We start from the raw sequence: 17,495 nt of genomic DNA on the forward strand, positions 1-17,495 counted from the left end.
GATAATTAAATATGGTTTTTAGCAATGGCGATAATTCTTCTTTTCGCAAAGAAAAAGTGACGGCGTTTACCGCCCATTTGTCGCCATAATACTGCACTGCGAATACCTGCTAATAATAATGCACGTATTTTGTGTTGTACTAATTGCTGTTTTAGTAAGTCAGGCTTGCCATAAACCTGAATTCGGTGCCCTAGGGGGCTAAGCACCTTTGAATAAATATCGGCAAGAGCCGTAATAACAGTGTCATCAGTAATAGCAAAGTGATCAAGACGTCGCTTGATATCATCAATGCTTTTACCAAGCTCTGCTAAGCTACTTGCTTTTGCGCTCAGTGCACGCTCAAGTTGCATTAAACCGCCAACGTATTTGACGATTTCAACATCTTTCTTTTCACCTGCACTGAGTTGATCAAGTAAGATTTTATAACCATCTCTTAGATTCTCAGTGCCTTGATACACATCACTGGGTGAATCAGGGGAGGTTTGTACAATACTGGTTAATAGTTTTTCTAATTCGTAATCGTTGCTACTGCCGTACTGCGCTATTTTTTGAACTTGTTTAGCAACTTGGCACATGGCTGCTAATGCCATGACTTGGTGTTCATTCATTATTTGATCACCGAATCAATAATACCGCCACCTAAACATATTTCGTTGGCATAAAATACCGCAGATTGTCCTGGGGTTACTGCTTTTTGTGGTTCATCAAATAATACTCGGGCAAAACCATCATCGCCAACGAGCAGCGTACAGTTTAGGTCTTCTTGACGGTAGCGAGTTTTTACTGTGCAGCGGGTGGTACCTTTTGGCCCAACACGATCAACCCAGTGTAATTGGTTGGCATTTAGTCCATTGCTGTAAAGACGCGGATGGTCTTTACCTTGACCAACAATCAATACGTTGCGTTCTAAGTCTTTATCTACTACATACCATGGTTCGCCAGAGCCTTCTTTCATGCCACCAATTAGCAAACCTTTACGTTGACCGAGAGTGTGATACATCAAGCCTTCGTGTTCACCAACGTTGTTACCGTCTGTGTCTTCAATAACACCCGGTTGTGCAGGTAAGAATTTTTGTAGGAAGTCTTTAAACTTACGCTCACCGATAAAGCAAATACCGGTACTGTCTTTTTTATCGTGGGTAATTAAGTCTTGTTCTTCAGCAATGCGGCGCACTTCAGGTTTGGCAATATCACCAACTGGGAACAGCGTTTGTGCAATATGTTCATGACTTAATGTGTATAAAAAGTAGCTTTGATCTTTGTTATCATCAAGACCACGACACATAACGTATTTATCATCGCGTAATTCACGGCGTACATAATGGCCCGTGGCTATAAAGTCAGCGCCAAGCGCCGTTGCTGCAAATTCTAAAAAAGCTTTGAATTTGATTTCTTTATTACACATGATGTCAGGATTTGGCGTACGGCCTGCTTTATATTCAGCAAGAAAGTACTCAAATACGTTATCCCAATATTCTGCGGCAAAATTAACTGTGTGTAGTTCAATCCCCAGCTTGTCACAGACTGCTTGCGCGTCTTTTAAATCGTCGGCAGCAGCGCAATATTCATCATTATCATCTTCTTCCCAGTTTTTCATAAACAGGCCTTCAACTTGATAGCCTTGTTGTTTTAATAAATAAGCTGATACAGAAGAATCAACACCGCCGGACATGCCAACGATGACTTTAATGTGACTATTTTCGCTCATGGATAATTTCGCTTATACAGGTTGCTGTCATTTAAACTACTAGCGCATACGCGTATTATAGAGCTAAAAGGAGACACTCTGACAAATTACGCAGGCTATGAAAGGCCGCGATTATAGCAGTATACCCAAACCACCTCAAGATGCAGAATTCAGCGTTTCACAGGTGCTTAATATCAAGGCGTTACTTTGCAACAATGGCAGTCCCTTTTAATAAGTAACAACGCTGAGAGTAAGTGCCTGTGAAACGCCCAACGGGTTGGTTTAAAAGCGATTTATACTGCGTTATTGATTTTAACAATAGAACCACTATTACTTGCAATCAATGCCTTTACTAAATCGCTTTTAATTCCAACGACGCTCGCATCTTGAGGTGGTTTGGGTATATAGACAGCCAAGCCACCCAAGATATGAGTTTTGTAGGGAACAGTTTCGTAGCCAAATTGGCAGGGAAGGTGTGGTTTTTAAGTTGTATTAAAAACGATGAAGTTTTTTGTAATGACACTTGGCTGGTTAAGTTTCAAAAAACAGCGCTTGGATTTTGAAACTTAACTAGGGCGTTATGGCTAGGTAAAAATTATTCTACACCAATAAACCCACCGGTTTGGTGTGTCCACAACGCGGCATAAATACCATTTTGTGCCAGCAGTTCTTCATGGCTACCTTGCTCTACAATGCCGCCCTCATCAAGTACGATGAGCCGGTCCATTTGTGCAATAGTGGATAGTCGATGCGCGATGGCAATGACGGTTTTACCGGTCATTAAATCATCAAGACTAGCTTGAATAGCCGCTTCAACTTCAGAATCGAGCGCGCTGGTGGCTTCATCTAAAATTAATATCGGGGCGTTTTTCAGCAGCACCCGAGCAATGGCGATACGTTGGCGTTGACCTCCTGAGAGTTTTACGCCGCGCTCACCCACTTGGGCTGCAAAACCTTTGTTGCCTTTGCTATCTTCAAGGTCATCAATAAACTCTAGCGCTTTGGCTTGTTTAGCCGCTTTCATCATTTCTTCATCGCTGGCATCTGGGCGGCCATAAAGGATATTTTCTTTGACTGTCCGATGCAGTAAAGAAGTATCTTGGGTAACCATCGCAATGTACTTACGCAGGCTTTCTTGACTCACTTTTGAGATATCTTGGCCGTCGATGTTGATACTACCGCTATCAATATCGTAAAAACGTAGCAACAAATTAACGAGTGTTGACTTACCAGCGCCAGAGCGACCAACAAGACCTATTTTCTCTCCGGCCTTGATGTTGAGATTTAAGCCATTGATAACAGCGCCGCGATTCGTTTCGTTTGCGGCTTTACCGTAGTTAAAATGCACATTATTAAAGTCAATTGCACCTGTGGTTACACTTAATGTGCTGGCATCAGGCAGATCATCGACTTCAATTGGGTTTGATAACGTTTTCATACCATCAGCGACAGTGCCGATGTTTTCAAACAAGCCACTAATTTCCCACATGATCCACTGTGCCATGCCATTTAAACGCAGTGCTAAGCTTACCGCAATTGCAATTGCGCCGGCACTAATGGCGCTCAGAGTCCATAAATACAAAGATAATGCCGCAACACTAAATACTAAAAAGTAGTTAAGCGTTTGAATGGCAAAATTTAAACTGGTAACTAAGCGCATTTGCTTATACACAGGTTGTAAAAAAACATCCATGCTGTCTTTTGCGTACTGCTCTTCACGTTGGGTATATGAGAACAATTTAATAGTCGAAATATTAGTGTAACTGTCGACTATTCGGCCGGTCATCTCAGAGCGAGCGTCTGCTTGCGAGCTAGCCACTTTTTTGAGCTTAGGTACATAGTACATTTGGATCAAAATATACAGAGCTAACCATACAAGCAAAGGAAGCATTAAGCGCCAATCGGCTTCGGCTACTAAAAACACCATAGCGCCAAAATAAACCACGATATACATTAATACATCAAGTAGTTTCATCACGGTTTCACGCACCGCGAGGGATGTTTGCATTACTTTGGTGGCGATGCGCCCTGCAAATTCATTTTGGTAAAAGCTCACACTTTGGCGAAGCAAATAGCGATGTGCTAACCAACGAATTGACATCGGGTAATTACCTAACAAGGCTTGGTGCAATATCGCAGAATGAAAAAACACCACGATAGGTAGGACAACAAGTAGCACTATCGCCATTTTTATGAGTTCAGATTTTTGCTCAACAAATAATGTTTCAGGGGTGTAGATACTTAGCCAATCAACAAGCTGGCCCATATAGCTAAACAGTGATACTTCTAAAATCGCGAGCAATGCTGCGCTTAGCGACATAAAAAATAGCGAGACTTCCATACCTTTAGTGTAGTGACGACAAAATGCAAATAGCGTCGCAGGAGGCTGGGTTGGCTTTTGTTCGGGAAACGGCTTGATCATCCGCTCAAATAATCGATACATTTTAATATCTTGAATAGCAAAAATGGCGTTAACTATATCACTGAAAAGCGACAAAAACAGGTTTGCATAGTGATCTTTTTGCTTGTTTGTCGGTTATTACAAAACAACAGTGACTACCATTTTATTTTGCCAATCAGCATATCTTTAAACATCACCCAGTCTGCCCATAAGCTATAAAACGGGTATTTGAACGTAGCAGGGCGGTTTTTCTCAAAGAAGAAATGACCAACCCAGGCAAAACCATAACCAATAATGGGTAGCAACCACAACAGCATAAATTGTTGGCTATACAGCACATACAAAACGATAATAAGCACCAAAGAGCTACCAAAAAAATGTAACCGTTTGCAGGTAATATTTTTATGTTCTTGTAAGTAGTATGGGTAAAACTTTTTAAAGCTAGTAAATTCTGGTGTATTTTTCATATCACATATCTTGTTAATGCTATTGACTGGTTTTAAATATTTAGTTTTACATTTCTTTACAGATATTAGGCGCTTTGATCTCATACTACTAGACATACTTAAGACAAATTTATACCGTTATGAGTCTAACAAATAATTAAAAGATCATAATCATGTTAAAAAAAGCCATTACTTGCGCGGTGTTAGTTGCGCTTTGGGGTTGTTCTGAATCGACATCAATATCAACAAACAATCAAAATAATGCAGCAGCACCGATAACTGCTAACCAATCTATCACTTACCCAGAAACAAAAAAAGGGACTGTGGTTGATCAGTACTTTGACGAGAAAGTGGCTGATCCATACCGTTGGTTAGAAGATGATATGAGCAGTGATACGGCTAAGTGGGTTAAAACACAAAATGAACTGACTTTTTCATATCTTGAAAATATCCCGTACCGGGATAAATTAAAAGCCAGCCTTGAAAAGCTAATGAATTACGAAAAAGTAACGGCTCCATTTACTGAAGGTGAATACACCTACTTTTATAAAAATGATGGCCTACAGAACCAATATGTACTTTATCGTAGAAAAGGCAAGGGCGAAGCAGAGGTTTTCCTCGATCCAAATAAGTTTAGCGAAGATGGTACAACTTCAATGTCTGGTCTGACTTTCTCTGAAGATGGTTCGCTAGCAGCTTATCAGATCTCTGAAGGTGGCAGTGATTGGCGTAAAGTCATTATTATTGATACGCAAAGTAAAGAGCAAATTGAAAGTGCATTAATCGATATAAAGTTCAGTGGTATTGCTTGGGTTGGCAACGATGGTTTTTATTACTCAAGCTACGATAAACCTAAAGGCAGTGAACTCTCGGCAAAAACTGATCAACACAAAGTGTATTACCATAAATTAGGAACTGCACAAACAACCGATGAACTTATATATGGTGGCTCTGAGGAACAAAAACATCGCTATATTGGTGCCTCGGTAACGCGTGATAATCGCTACTTATTGATTTCTGCTAGTGTTTCAACATCTGGTAATAAACTGTTTATTAAAGATTTAACCAAGCCAGACAGCAAACTTGTCACAGTGCTTGATAATACAGATTCAGACACTTACGTTTTAGATAACGACGGCAGTAAGTTATTTTTAGTAACAAACTTAAATGCGCCGAATAAGAAAGTAGTGACGGTAGACGCCGCAAACCCAACTGTTGAGTATTGGCAAGATTTGATCCCAGAAACAGATAATGTATTGAGTATGTCTAAAGGGGGGGATTTCTTTTTTGCAAAATACATGGTTGATGCCATTTCTAAAGTGCAACAATATGACAAAGCTGGCAAGTTAGTTCGTGAAATTAGTTTACCCGGTGTGGGTACCGCTCGTGGTTTCAGTGGTAAAAAAGAAAGTAGTACGCTTTATTATTCATTCGCTAATTACACAACGCCGGGCAATACCTATGCGTTTGATGTAAATACTGGTAACTCAGACGTTTACCGTAAATCTGGGGCGCAGTTTGATTCTGCGGCATATACTTCTGAACAAGTATTTTATAGTTCCAAAGATGGCACTAAAGTACCGATGATCATCTCCTATAGAAAAGATTTAAAACGTGATGGTACTAACCCAACTATTCTATATGGTTATGGCGGTTTTAATGCCAGCATGACGCCAAGCTTTAGTTCAACCATTGCTGCTTGGCTTGAGCAAGGGGGTGTCTACGCCGTGGCTAATATTCGTGGTGGCGGTGAATACGGTAAACAGTGGCATGATGCGGGTACACAACTTAAAAAGCAAAATGTATTTGATGATTTTATAGCTGCTGCTGAGTATTTAAACGCAGAGAAATACACATCAAGTGATTACCTAGCCGTTCGCGGTGGTTCAAATGGCGGTTTATTAGTTGGCGCGGTCATGACTCAGCGCCCTGAGTTATTTAAAGTCGCACTACCTGCAGTAGGCGTACTTGATATGTTACGGTATCACACTTTTACCGCCGGAGCTGGCTGGGCATATGACTATGGTACGAGTGAGCAAAGTAAAGAAATGTTTGATTACTTAAAAGGCTACTCGCCAGTTCATAATGTAAAAGCTGGGGTTAAATACCCAGCGACCTTGATCACCACAGGCGATCACGATGACCGTGTGGTGCCAGCTCACTCTTATAAGTTTGCAGCGGAGCTACAAGCCAAAGGTGCAGGGAACAATCCATACCTTATCCGTATTGAAACTAATGCGGGTCATGGTGCAGGTACACCAACCAGTAAAATTATTGATCAATATGCAGATATTTACGGTTTCACCCTTTATAACATGGGTATCAAATCACTGTAATTGAATAATATAAATAAAACACCGAAGCGATTGTTTCGGTGTTTTTAAGGTTGCGCAGTGGGACTTTGCAACGCAAGAGTATTAATTAGCTATTACTTGAAAAAAGGCGTTGGTGTGTTTTAAACGCATATTCGTCAGTCATACCACTTAAATAATCACAAATTACTCTGTGTGTATTACCATTTTGTTGTTGTGCTAGGCGAAACACATTTGCTGTGGTTTCAGGTAATAGTCGTAATGGTTCGCAGGCAAATGCTTCAAATAATTCAATAATTAATTTTTGTCCTTTAAACTCAATTTGCTGCATATGTGAAGCACGAATGAGTCGTTGATAAATAAATGACTTTAACGTCTCAAGTAAATGCTGATAACTGTGCGGTAATTCAACGGTGTAATTTAAAATTGGATTTTCAAACTCAAGTTCTGTGTGCACAATGGATGATTGAGTAATAAATAAGTTTACTAATTCCCCAATCACATCTTTACGTTGTGCTTCGCTACCTAAAAATAGCCGCTCGGTTAAGTTACTGTCGCTAAGCCACTCACATTGCACAAGCTCAAGTGCGGGTAAGGCATGATTTTGCCACTCTTTTAGGGTGATTTGCTCTGTTGCAATTGCGTCTTCAAGGTCATGTACGGCATAAGCGATATCGTCGGCAAGTTCCATAATGGCCGCATCAAGGGATTTAAAACTGGTTTTAGATCTAAACTCATCGACGGCCTTAAAATCGCCTAAGCGTTGTTTATCAGCGTCAGATAAAGGCGCTACAATCCAGTCAAAGGTCGCTTTATCATCCTTGTATAAACCTTTTGCTGGGCGCCAGTCGTCAGCTTTTATAAATGCACGTTGCGGATCATGATGTGGGATGGTGTGCCACAAGTCATCAATAAAAGCCGGGTATTTTATAAAGCCAAGCAAAGTACGGCGCGTTAAGTTCATACCATGACCATCACTGTATGGTTCAAGTCTTGAAACAATGCGCAGTGTTTGTGCATTGCCTTCAAAACCACCATGTTCACGCATCATGTAGTTAAGGGCAATTTCACCGCCATGACCATAAGGAGGATGGCCTATATCATGGGCCAAACAAAGCGTCTCAAGCAAACTAGGGTCGGGAAAATGTGTGAAGTCAGGGTGTTGTTTCTCTAAATGACGAAGTAAACCACTGCCAATTTGCGATACCTCTAAAGAATGGGTTAATCGTGTACGATGAAAATCATTTAGGCCAATCCCCATTATCTGAGTTTTAGCTTGTAAACGTCTAAATGCAGCTGCATGGATTATCCGGGAGCGGTCTACTTGCCACGCTGAGCGATTGTCATTAGGGCGAAACTTGTTTTGATTTATTATGCGGCTTTGCCAGTCTAATTTCATTAATGGGTATCCGGTAACTTCTTTAGCGTTTTTATGCGCTTAATTGTAGCCGATTTTTATAGATTATAAATCCTTCAAATGGGTATATTCGCCTTTATTGGAGTGCTTAGGTATAATGAATGGTCAGATGCGTGTGGATATACCATGCATAAACATTAGTTTTTTTGAGAGAATACATGCTTAAGTATCTATTTCGTTTAATCGTTAGCCTATTTTTTATTTGGGCATTGAGTTACCCATTTATAGAAAGGTCGAATTCAACTATTGAGGGCGAAACAGCCTTAATCAAGCCACCAGTCAAAAAGAAAGAAAAGCCATTACATAACGTTAAGCTTCCTGATTTTAACGGCTTTAGTGATGTAAAAGAAAAAAAACATGCTTTTTTTAACTTTATTCGGCCGCATGTTGAGGCTGAAAATAAAAAAATCCTGCAGCAACGGGCAACGCTGGAGATTGCATTGATGATGGTGCAATACGATGAGCCATTAAGTCGCACGCAAACTAAGCAAGTTAAAACGATTTTAAACAGCTATAAATTACCAGAAACGATTGATAGTTTGTCTTTGCGTCAGGCATTACGTCGAGTTGATATTATTCCTAAAGAGCTAGCGCTGATGCAAGCGGCAAACGAATCAGCATGGGGAACGTCTCGATTTGCTCGAATAGGATTAAACTTTTTTGGTCAGTGGTGTTATAGCAAAGGCTGCGGTATGGTGCCTAATCGTCGTAATACTGGTGCAGACCATGAAGTGGCGGCATTTAAATCTGTGCGAGCAGCCGTGACTTCTTATTTTAAAAATATTAATACCCATGCAGCTTATAAAGAGTTACGTAGTATCCGCGCCGATTTGCGTTTACAAGAAAAGCCAATTTCAGCGACTAAGCTAAGTTACGGATTAATCTCCTATTCCGAGCGTGGTGAAGCGTATATCGAAGAATTAAATCAAATGATCAACCAAAATAGAGCTTACTTTGATGAATAACCCAGTACGTAGTATCAGTCATATTATGGCATTAGCCGTTGTACTAATAGCAACGTTTACTGTGCAAGCAAAAGAGTTTGTGGTTTCCTATGATGGCTTTTATGATCGTTTAAAAGTCGTCAATAAAGGTGATTTTCAATTTGCTCAGGTCAATTTTTACATCACCGACATTGCCAGTAATGACGAATGTTTAATTAAAACCGGGCGCATTATTACTGAGCGAGAGGAATTTTCACTTAATTATACTGAGCATGCTCAGCTTTTACTTCCTTTTGATAAACAACTTGATACAAATAAAGCTGTGGTGGTTATCGAGCCTCAAAATGAAAACCATGATTGCCAGTTAAAACTGCAAATTGAGGCGCGTGAGTTCAATAATAGTAATTTAAATAAACACCAGTTGTATCAGCTTAATGATGAGTTTGATGAATTATTATCGGATCTGTCGGGATTTTTTGTTAGCAAACTGATGAGCTTTTTATTGCCTGAACAACAAGGTGTGGTGCTGACTTTTGCAGAGCCAGTGACGATTGCCGATCCTGCTTTTGATTGCCAAGGAGCAATTTGTCATGTCAGTGTTACTGAGCAGTGGGAAGACGATAAAACAGCATTTACTGTGCCGGTGCCATTACTAAAAGTAACGCCATGGATTGCTAAGTAGTAAAAAACAGTTGAGTAAGCGCTGTTAACAGCAGCGCTTGATTTATATTATTACTAATCAAGAGTAATCAAGAGTAATTAAAAAATATCCTTCCATATTTACTAATCAATGCCTATGAATAACCTTGTTTTTAGCCAATTGAGTTACACGCAGCCCAAAGCACGTTAAAATACAGTCATTATAGATTTAAAATAATTCCTTAGATATGAATAAAACCCATGTGATTGAATGCCTGCGTTTTGCTTTAGAGGCGCAACTTAGTACCGCGCAGGCTGCTGCAAAGACAGCCCATGACACCGCCACTCATGAAGAAAATATTGCTGAAAATAAATACGATACATTAGGCCTAGAAGCTGCCTATTTAGCGCAAGGGCAAGCACAGCGTGTGAATGACTGCCATTTGAGTATTATCGAGTTTGAAAAGGCATTTAAAATCGCTGTATCAAGTAAAGTTTCCATTGGTTCGCTGGTCTGTATCTGCGATGAAGACGAAAATCTAAAATGGTATTTTTTAGGGCCACTTTCTGGTGGTTTAAGCATTAAAATAAAAGACACTACAGTGTATGTTCTCACACCACTGTCACCATTAGGTCAATTACTGATGGATAAGCAACAAGGTGATGAGTTTAGTTTTACAATAGCGAATAAATCCACGTTATTAGAAATTATTTCAATAAGTTAGTGATGCTGAAAGGAGCTTTAACCAGCTTTTTTTGATCTTACTGTGGTTGATTAAATTTACTTATCTTAACGCTAAAAATTACTCGTTGGAAAGGTAGCGAAAAACCCTTTATAAATCACCTGTAGATTAAGCAGTAGCTGAATCTAAAGCACCCATCCTGTTAAGTACACGTGTTGCACAACGATGACTTAGCAGTATGGGTGTTTCTATTTATATTCACTCTTACATTTGTATTTTGACTTATTTTAGGAAAAGTCGTGTTTAAAACCTTGATTGTGGTTGATAACAACGAGCAGGCACTTGCTCACTCATTCGAAAACGTAATTACCTTCAATACCTACTTACGAGATTATCCAAAGCATAATGAGCCAAAAACGCGCATTATTAATCTATGCGACTCAAGCCAATACTTGAGTAAAGGCTATTATTGCTCATTACTTGCTGAGGCACGTAAACATCAAGTATTGCCAAGCGTAAAAACGATTAATGCGCTACGTAATGGCCAAACTTTGATGCTTAATGTTGGCCATCTCGATGATGCCTTATACTTTGGGCATGCAGTAAATGAACTACAAAACAAAGCAGCAAAAGCGGTATTTAAACAATATCCAGCGCCTATTTTATTTGTAGATGAAGCCGGGCTGTTACAGCAAGGTTCATTGGCGTCGCTTAATACTCAGCAGCATCAAGACTTTGTTGCTAAATTAACTGAGTTTACGCAAACACAGTGGCGTATAAGCAGTTCGCAAAAACGTTACCGCTGGGATATGGCTATTTTAGTTGATCACAATGAAAAAGTGCCACCAAGCGATAAAGATGCAATAGCCCGTTTTATTAAAGCGGCAGCTAAACATGGTATCTATGCTCAAGCGCTCAGTTTTGAAGAAATAGATAATATCGCTCAGTTTGATGCGCTATTTATTCGCCAAACAACTGCAATTGACCACCCAACTTACCGTCTGGCAAGTAAGGCGCAGAGCCTAGGGTTAGTGGTGATTGATGATGCTGAGTCTATTTTACGCTGTTGTAATAAAGTGTATTTACATGATGCGTTTAATTATCAAAAAGTACCGAGCTTAAAAACCTTGGTAGTAGCTGATCAAAGTGATGAAACCATCAGTCAGCTTGAAGAGGCATTTACTTACCCATTAGTGCTTAAAATGCCTGAAGGGTCGTTTTCAAAAGGTGTCTACAAAGTAACTGATCGCAATGAGCTGGCAGCAAAATTGGCTGAGTTATTTGAATTTAGCGCTTTAGTTCTAGCCCAAGAATATATGTACACAGAATACGATTGGCGAGTAGGAGTTTTAAATGGTCGTGCTATCTATGCATGCCGTTATTTAATGGCGCGTAATCATTGGCAAATTTATAATCATGATGCAAAACGGTTTTTCTCTGGTGGTTTTGAAACACTGCCTACTTTTGAGTTGCCAAAAGCAGTTTTAGATGCGGCATTAAAAGCATGTAAAACTGTGGGTAAAGGGCTCTATGGTGTGGATGTTAAAGAACACCAAGGCCGTGCATATGTGCTTGAAGTAAACGATAACCCAAGTATTGACCATAAAGTAGAAGATGGTTACTTAGGTGATGAACTTTATATGATCATTATGGAAGAATTTAAACAACGCCTCGAAGCACGAGGTCGAAGTTAATGACCGAGCATAGTGTGGCAGTTCGCGCTGCCACAGATAGCGATTTAAAAGCGTTACTTGAGATAGAGCAGCAAAGTTTTAATCAAGATAGATTAAGTGCGCGTAGCTTTAAGCGCTGGATTGCAGCCAAGCATGGTATTTTAATGGTTGCAGAGTCAGAACAACAGTTACTCGGCTATGGCTTAGTGTGGTGCCATAAAGGCACTCGTTTAGCACGTTTATATTCGCTAGCAGTTGCACCAAATGCACAAGGAAAAGGCGTTGCTCAGCAGCTTTTGAAAGCACTAGAAAGAGCAACGGCTGAACGCGGACGGTTATTTATGCGTCTTGAAGTGGCGGTAAATAATAAAGCTGCAATCGCACTTTATGAAAAGCTTGGCTATCGGGTATTTGGGCAATACAGTGACTATTATGATGATCATAGTGATGCCTTGCGGATGCAAAAAAACATTCGTAAAACCAATGAGCTTGAGTTTTCGCGTGAAACGCCTTGGTATCAGCAAACAACCGAATTTACTTGCGGGCCAGCGGCATTATTAATGGCAATGTCATCAATAAAAAAAGCGATTATTTCACAAGTGAATGAGCTTGATATTTGGCGTGAAGCAACCACTATTTTTATGACCTCTGGTCATGGTGGTTGTCATCCATTAGGACTTGCTTTAGCTGCCAATAAACGCGGTTTTACAGCCGATGTGATTATTAATACACGTGATACATTGTTTGTTGATGGCGTAAGAAGTGATAAGAAGAAAGCAATTTTACACACGGTTCATAATCAATTTGTGGTTGAGGCAATTAATCACAAACTAGATGTGAAGTATCAAGACTTAACCCTTGAGCACATAGAGCGCTGGTTAGCAGCCAAAATGGCCGTGGTGCTATTGATCAGTACGTATCGCTTTGATGGTAAAAAGTCACCGCATTGGGTGTGTGTAACGCATTTAGATGAGCATTGTCTATATGTCCATGACCCTTTTTGTGAAAGCGATAAACAGCTGGCGATTGATTGTCAACACGTACCCATCGCTAAGAGTGACTTTTTAAAAATGGCCAGTTTCGGTAGTTCTCGTTTGAGTACGGCACTGGCTATACACATGCAGTAATTTTAGGATTTTGAGTGACTTTTTTTGAATTAGTAGATATCGCCCCCTATTCGTGGTCGGCAATAGGCAGTGCTGCATTTTGTGGTGCTTTGATTGGTATGGAACGCCAGTTACGGGGCAAACCAGTAGGAATAAGAACCTCAGTACTGATTATATTAGGTACTTATTTGTTTTTAGCCACGGCGTTTATGCTCCATGGTGATGTGATTGACCACTCGCGCGTGGTTGGTCAAATTATTACTGGCATCGGCTTTTTAGGTGCTGGAGTGATGCTCGCTAAAGATGGCGCTGTGGTTGGGGTAACATCTGCGGCAACTATCTGGGTTTTGGCATCTATTGGTGTAGTGATTGCAACCGATAATTTATTGGCAGCTATTAAACTATCCATTTTAGTGGTGGGTATTTTATATGGTGTAGATGTCCTTGAAGCTAAGTTTAAAAGCTTAAGTAAAGGTGTACACGCTAAAGTTAAAAGTTATCACAAACGATACTATCGAAAAGAAATTAACGAATCAGAACGCCACTAAGAGTGGCGTTTTTATGTTGATAAAGTCATGCTTTGATAGCTCAATGCATCTTCAATAGGAGCTGGGCGGCCAATAAAGTAACCTTGCACATTATCAACATTTAGTTTTCTTAATGCGTTAAGCTCTGCTTGCGTTTCAATGCCTTCGGCAACAATCGAACAGTCTATTGCTTTAGCAAAGCCACACAGTGCCTTGGCCAGTAAAAACTTACGATTGTCTTTATTTATATTTTGAGTAAGGCTGATATCTAATTTAATAATGTCGGCTTCCAGTTCTAAAATATGTTGAAACGACGAAAAGCCAGCACCTACATCATCAATAGCCAAACGTAGCCCTTTTTTTCGCAGTGGCGCTAATGCAGCTCGCATTACTGTATAGTCTGATATTGGTGAATGTTCAGTTATTTCTAATACCAACCTTGAACAATCGGCTCCTTGCAGAGTATATTCAAGTGCACCCGAGAGTATATGGGATGGTGAACAATTAATGGCGATATAAGTGGTGTCATTAAATTGCGCAATATAGGCGAGGCTGTTTTTTATCGCCAGCATTTCCAGAGATTCACCTAGGCCCACATCTGTTGCCTCTTTAAACCAGAGATCAGGTGTTTTATAAGGTTTGGTAAAAAAGCGTGACAGTGATTCAAAGCCCGCAATTTCATTACTAAATAGATTAAAAATAGGCTGAAAATAAATACTTATACTGTTGCTTGCAATAACCTCATCAATTGCTAATTTGGTTTGGCAATGCAATGCAATGCAGTGTTATGCAGGTTTTTTTCAATTAATCCAGTTGCAATTTCAGAGATCATGTTTAAAAAAGACAAGTCCCGCTCGTTTAAGCTTTCATCATGATGCGATTTGTAACAACAAAACGTACCATATAATTTACCATTTGAAAGATTGATAGGCACACCAATATAAGCGCCTATGTTTAACTTGTCGGTTACTGGCATTATTTGAGTAATTGGATTTATTTTTGAATTGGTAATAATAGGGCTAAGCTGTTTCTCAGTGATTTTATGGCAATATGTTTCATTAATAGGATCGGAATTGCCCACTTTAACCGTTTTATTTACTGATGGATTATCGACAACTTTGAAAACGCGTTCATCGTTAATAAACTCTGAAATAAAAGCAACATCCATATTTAAATGTTTGCGCACTAATCCCAGCAAATTTGTCAATTTAGCATCGATTGACGAATTATCTTTTTGATCCAAAAGCACATCGCTAAAATTTGCCGTCATGGCGCCTCCATGTGATTTTTTAGCACTTTTAATGCTATTACTATAATTTATATAGATATAAACGTCTAATTAGCGTTTGATTTTATTTGCTGCTTAGTTCAGTTTTCTCTATCTATAATTCAGGGAGGGACTAGCTCGTTTATAGATTTGCAGTCCTGCGCGATTAAATCGGTCGTTAATGGCCTAGAAAGTCCGGCACTTAGATGGTCCTTGTCGTACGTTTATCGTAATAATAAGAGTAAGCCTTATGCTTTTGTTATTTTAGCGTTTCAGTAGGTATAATATTTGGGGATGGTAAGATTTGTAAAAAATATGAATCTGACTACGCTAATAACCAGTGATTATTTAGGTGTTGTTTAATGGAATCGAGTTGGCAAATAATACAGTGGAATGGGCCGAAAAGAATTGTATTTCTGCTGTTTGCTTTCTTTTTTACAATACAGGTAGTGGCCAAACCAAGCTATCGTGTTGTGATATTAGTCGATGATAGTTATCCCCCATATTCTTACCTTAAAGACGGTGAGTTAGTGGGCTTATATGTTGATGTAGTTCGTCAAGCTGCCGATTTGATCAGTGAAAAATATATTATAGAGTTGCAACCAGTACCTTGGAAGCGCGGTGTTGACGCACTTAGACGAGGAGAGGACTTTGCCTTACTACCTCCTTATAAAAATGTGCAAGGGCGCAGTTTTATTTGGCCTTACTCAGAGCCGCTGCATGAAGAAGTAATACAAGCTTTTTGTAATCCAAACTCAAGCTTACTCAAGATTGAAAATATAGAATATCCATTAAAGCCGATTAATGTTGGTATCAATGCAGGGTATCTCTTATTCGATCAAGCATTGAACACTGCCATGGAGCAAAACAAAATAAAAATATGGGAAAATAAAGATACATTATCAAATATTTTGAAGCTGGCTAAAAATAGAATCGACTGTTATATCAACGATAAGTGGGCCATTTTATCAGGCATTAAAGCACTTAAGAAAAGCCATCCTTTTGTTGATTTGAGTCAACTTCAACAAGACAGAATTATTTTCAAGCGAACTGCTCACATTGGTTATTTGAAAGCACCATCAGAAAAATTTCCATTTAAGGATGACTTTATTAAAGAAATGGACGCAGCATTAAAGTTAGTATTTGAAAGGCGTACTCAAATCGACAGCGATGATAAATGATACGCGTTAAACGTCGATACTCATGTTTAACCCGCACTGTATATTTTGCTATCTAAAGGTTTAACTGTTTAAAAATAACACCCCGCCAACTTATTAACCAAATAACTTTCTTCTAACCACTTTTCGATACTCGCTAGGCGTTTGCGAGAGCACTTTCTTAAACACGCGGGTTAAATGACCTTGATCATTGTAACCCACCTCTAAAGCAACCTCCTGAATTGATAAGTTAGATGATGCAAGTAGCTCTTTGGCTGTTTGTACGCGTAATTGCTGCCAATATTCAATGGGGCTTTGGTTGGTCGCAATGCGAAAACGGCGGGTAAAAGAGCGGTAACTCAAACTAAATAGTTGAGCGACCTCTGTTAAACTTTGTTCTGTGGTTAAGTTGTTTTTTAACCAAAATTGAATTTGCGCGATGAGTTCATCTGGATGCCGATCAACGGCGCCTTCAAGGTAGCGCTGATCTTCGTAAGGTTTCCTAATTTCGTGAGAAAAGTTGCGCTCAACATGCTGAGCGGCGGCCTGTCCGTAGTATTGGCTAATAATATGCACGATCACATCTGCTAAGGCATTTAGACTTGCCACACTGTATAAGCGCTCAGATTGAGTGATAAAAAAATCAGGCTTGAGCAGCACTTGTGGGTAGTCGCGTTTAAATTGTTCTGCATAATGCCAATGAGTGGTAGCGGGGTGACCATTTAATAACTTAGCTTCAGCGACTAAGCAATTGCCAGTACCCACGCCAATGATTGAGCTACCCGTTTGCCAGCTGCTGGCAAGCCACTGAACTAACCCAGAGTTTGCTCTGACAACAGGGCGAGGATTGCGCCAAATACCGGGCACAATAATCAAGTCACTGTAAGGTGCTGTGCCGTAAGTGTGATCCGGTAATATTGCTAAGCCGCTGCGATTTTTGATAGGTTCGCTGTCCTCAGCGATTAAATTAATCGTTAATGGCCGAAAAGTTCCGCTGTTTATATGCCCTTTGGCGTACGCCTCACCGGCTCTGAGCATTTCAATTGGCAAGGTGACACTGGTGATCAATAAGTGCTGGTATACCAAAATACTTATTTGCAAAGGGCTAAGTACCAAGTTGTTGTCCATTTAATTGCTCCGACCAGTTTGATTTGGCCTCATAGGCTCATTATTTGGCTATTTAAGCACAATGTTGATAATTAAATCCATCTAAACTGCAAGCTTCTCCTATAACAC

16 protein-coding genes are annotated in these 17,495 nt (G+C 39.8%); 8 read left to right on the top strand and 8 right to left on the bottom strand.

Translation table 11 applies throughout. The features are described from left to right. Positions 1-5: 5 nt before the first annotated feature. The 4 genes from hflD to H5180_RS02485 all read right to left on the bottom strand — a co-directional run bounded on the left by hflD (position 6) and on the right by H5180_RS02485 (position 4,555). Positions 6-608 carry a high frequency lysogenization protein HflD gene (hflD, locus tag H5180_RS02470; protein WP_149982535.1) on the bottom strand — a complete coding sequence of 201 codons (603 nt, stop codon included), beginning with the start codon at positions 606-608 and terminating at the stop codon, positions 6-8. Next, positions 608-1,708, bottom strand: a complete 1,101-nt coding sequence (gene mnmA / locus H5180_RS02475; RefSeq protein WP_145233130.1) for a tRNA 2-thiouridine(34) synthase MnmA — start codon at positions 1,706-1,708, stop codon at positions 608-610. The genes hflD and mnmA overlap by 1 nt, the downstream gene beginning before the upstream one ends. Positions 1,709-2,282: 574 nt before the next feature. After that, the gene (locus H5180_RS02480; RefSeq protein ID WP_182734261.1) at positions 2,283-4,130 is read right to left on the bottom strand and encodes an ABC transporter ATP-binding protein; all 1,848 of its coding nucleotides are present in this window, start codon (positions 4,128-4,130) and stop codon (positions 2,283-2,285) included. Positions 4,131-4,243: 113 nt separating this feature from the next. Further along, complete coding sequence (locus tag H5180_RS02485; protein WP_145233132.1) at positions 4,244-4,555, bottom strand: DUF962 domain-containing protein; 312 nt, start codon at positions 4,553-4,555, stop codon at positions 4,244-4,246. Between the two features lie 152 nt (positions 4,556-4,707). On the opposite strand from H5180_RS02485, the gene H5180_RS02490 reads away from it, so the two are divergent. Next, positions 4,708-6,870 (top strand): prolyl oligopeptidase family protein, encoded by a 2,163-nt coding sequence (locus H5180_RS02490; RefSeq protein WP_182757610.1) that lies wholly within the window; start codon positions 4,708-4,710, stop codon positions 6,868-6,870. An 85-nt stretch (positions 6,871-6,955) separates the two neighbouring features. Here the strand turns inward: H5180_RS02490 and H5180_RS02495 are convergent, their stop codons facing one another. Further along, positions 6,956-8,245: an anti-phage deoxyguanosine triphosphatase gene (locus H5180_RS02495; RefSeq protein ID WP_145233134.1), complete on the bottom strand. Its 1,290-nt coding sequence runs from the start codon at positions 8,243-8,245 to the stop codon at positions 6,956-6,958. Positions 8,246-8,421: 176 nt separating this feature from the next. On the opposite strand from H5180_RS02495, the gene H5180_RS02500 reads away from it, so the two are divergent. The 6 genes from H5180_RS02500 (at position 8,422) to H5180_RS02525 (ending at position 13,856) form a co-directional block, all read left to right on the top strand. Beyond that, entirely contained in the window at positions 8,422-9,228 is an 807-nt protein-coding gene (locus H5180_RS02500; RefSeq protein WP_145233135.1) for a glucosaminidase domain-containing protein, read from the top strand. Then, entirely contained in the window at positions 9,221-9,889 is a 669-nt protein-coding gene (locus tag H5180_RS02505; RefSeq protein WP_145233136.1) for a DUF2987 domain-containing protein, read from the top strand. Before H5180_RS02500 ends, H5180_RS02505 begins: the two co-directional genes overlap by 8 nt. 205 nt (positions 9,890-10,094) lie before the next feature. Then, on the top strand, positions 10,095-10,571 hold the full coding sequence (locus H5180_RS02510; protein ID WP_182757611.1) for a GreA/GreB family elongation factor: 477 nt from the start codon (positions 10,095-10,097) through the stop codon (positions 10,569-10,571). 257 nt (positions 10,572-10,828) lie between these two features. Then, positions 10,829-12,223 (top strand): RimK family protein, encoded by a 1,395-nt coding sequence (locus tag H5180_RS02515; RefSeq protein ID WP_145233138.1) that lies wholly within the window; start codon positions 10,829-10,831, stop codon positions 12,221-12,223. After that, complete coding sequence (gene rimI, locus H5180_RS02520) at positions 12,223-13,329, top strand: ribosomal protein S18-alanine N-acetyltransferase (RefSeq protein ID WP_145233139.1); 1,107 nt, start codon at positions 12,223-12,225, stop codon at positions 13,327-13,329. The genes H5180_RS02515 and rimI overlap by 1 nt, the downstream gene beginning before the upstream one ends. A gap of 14 nt (positions 13,330-13,343) precedes the next feature. Beyond that, positions 13,344-13,856, top strand: a complete 513-nt coding sequence (locus tag H5180_RS02525; RefSeq protein WP_145233140.1) for an MgtC/SapB family protein — start codon at positions 13,344-13,346, stop codon at positions 13,854-13,856. A gap of 11 nt (positions 13,857-13,867) precedes the next feature. Here H5180_RS02525 and H5180_RS23490 read toward each other — a convergent pair whose 3' ends face one another. Continuing rightward, positions 13,868-14,608 (bottom strand): EAL domain-containing protein, encoded by a 741-nt coding sequence (locus H5180_RS23490; protein WP_259399523.1) that lies wholly within the window; start codon positions 14,606-14,608, stop codon positions 13,868-13,870. After that, a complete protein-coding gene (locus tag H5180_RS23495) occupies positions 14,587-15,105 on the bottom strand; it encodes a GAF domain-containing protein (protein ID WP_259399524.1) in 519 nt (172 codons plus the stop codon). Before H5180_RS23495 ends, H5180_RS23490 begins: the two co-directional genes overlap by 22 nt. A 359-nt stretch (positions 15,106-15,464) precedes the next feature. On the opposite strand from H5180_RS23495, the gene H5180_RS02535 reads away from it, so the two are divergent. Further along, positions 15,465-16,283, top strand: a complete 819-nt coding sequence (locus tag H5180_RS02535; RefSeq protein WP_182757612.1) for an ABC transporter substrate-binding protein — start codon at positions 15,465-15,467, stop codon at positions 16,281-16,283. 93 nt (positions 16,284-16,376) lie between these two features. Here the strand turns inward: H5180_RS02535 and H5180_RS02540 are convergent, their stop codons facing one another. Further along, entirely contained in the window at positions 16,377-17,387 is a 1,011-nt protein-coding gene (locus tag H5180_RS02540; protein ID WP_149982524.1) for a GlxA family transcriptional regulator, read from the bottom strand. Between the last annotated feature and the right edge of the window lie 108 nt (positions 17,388-17,495).

This window comes from Pseudoalteromonas sp. SR41-4 (assembly GCF_014163985.1).
In the GTDB taxonomy this organism is placed as follows: domain Bacteria; phylum Pseudomonadota; class Gammaproteobacteria; order Enterobacterales; family Alteromonadaceae; genus Pseudoalteromonas; species Pseudoalteromonas rhizosphaerae.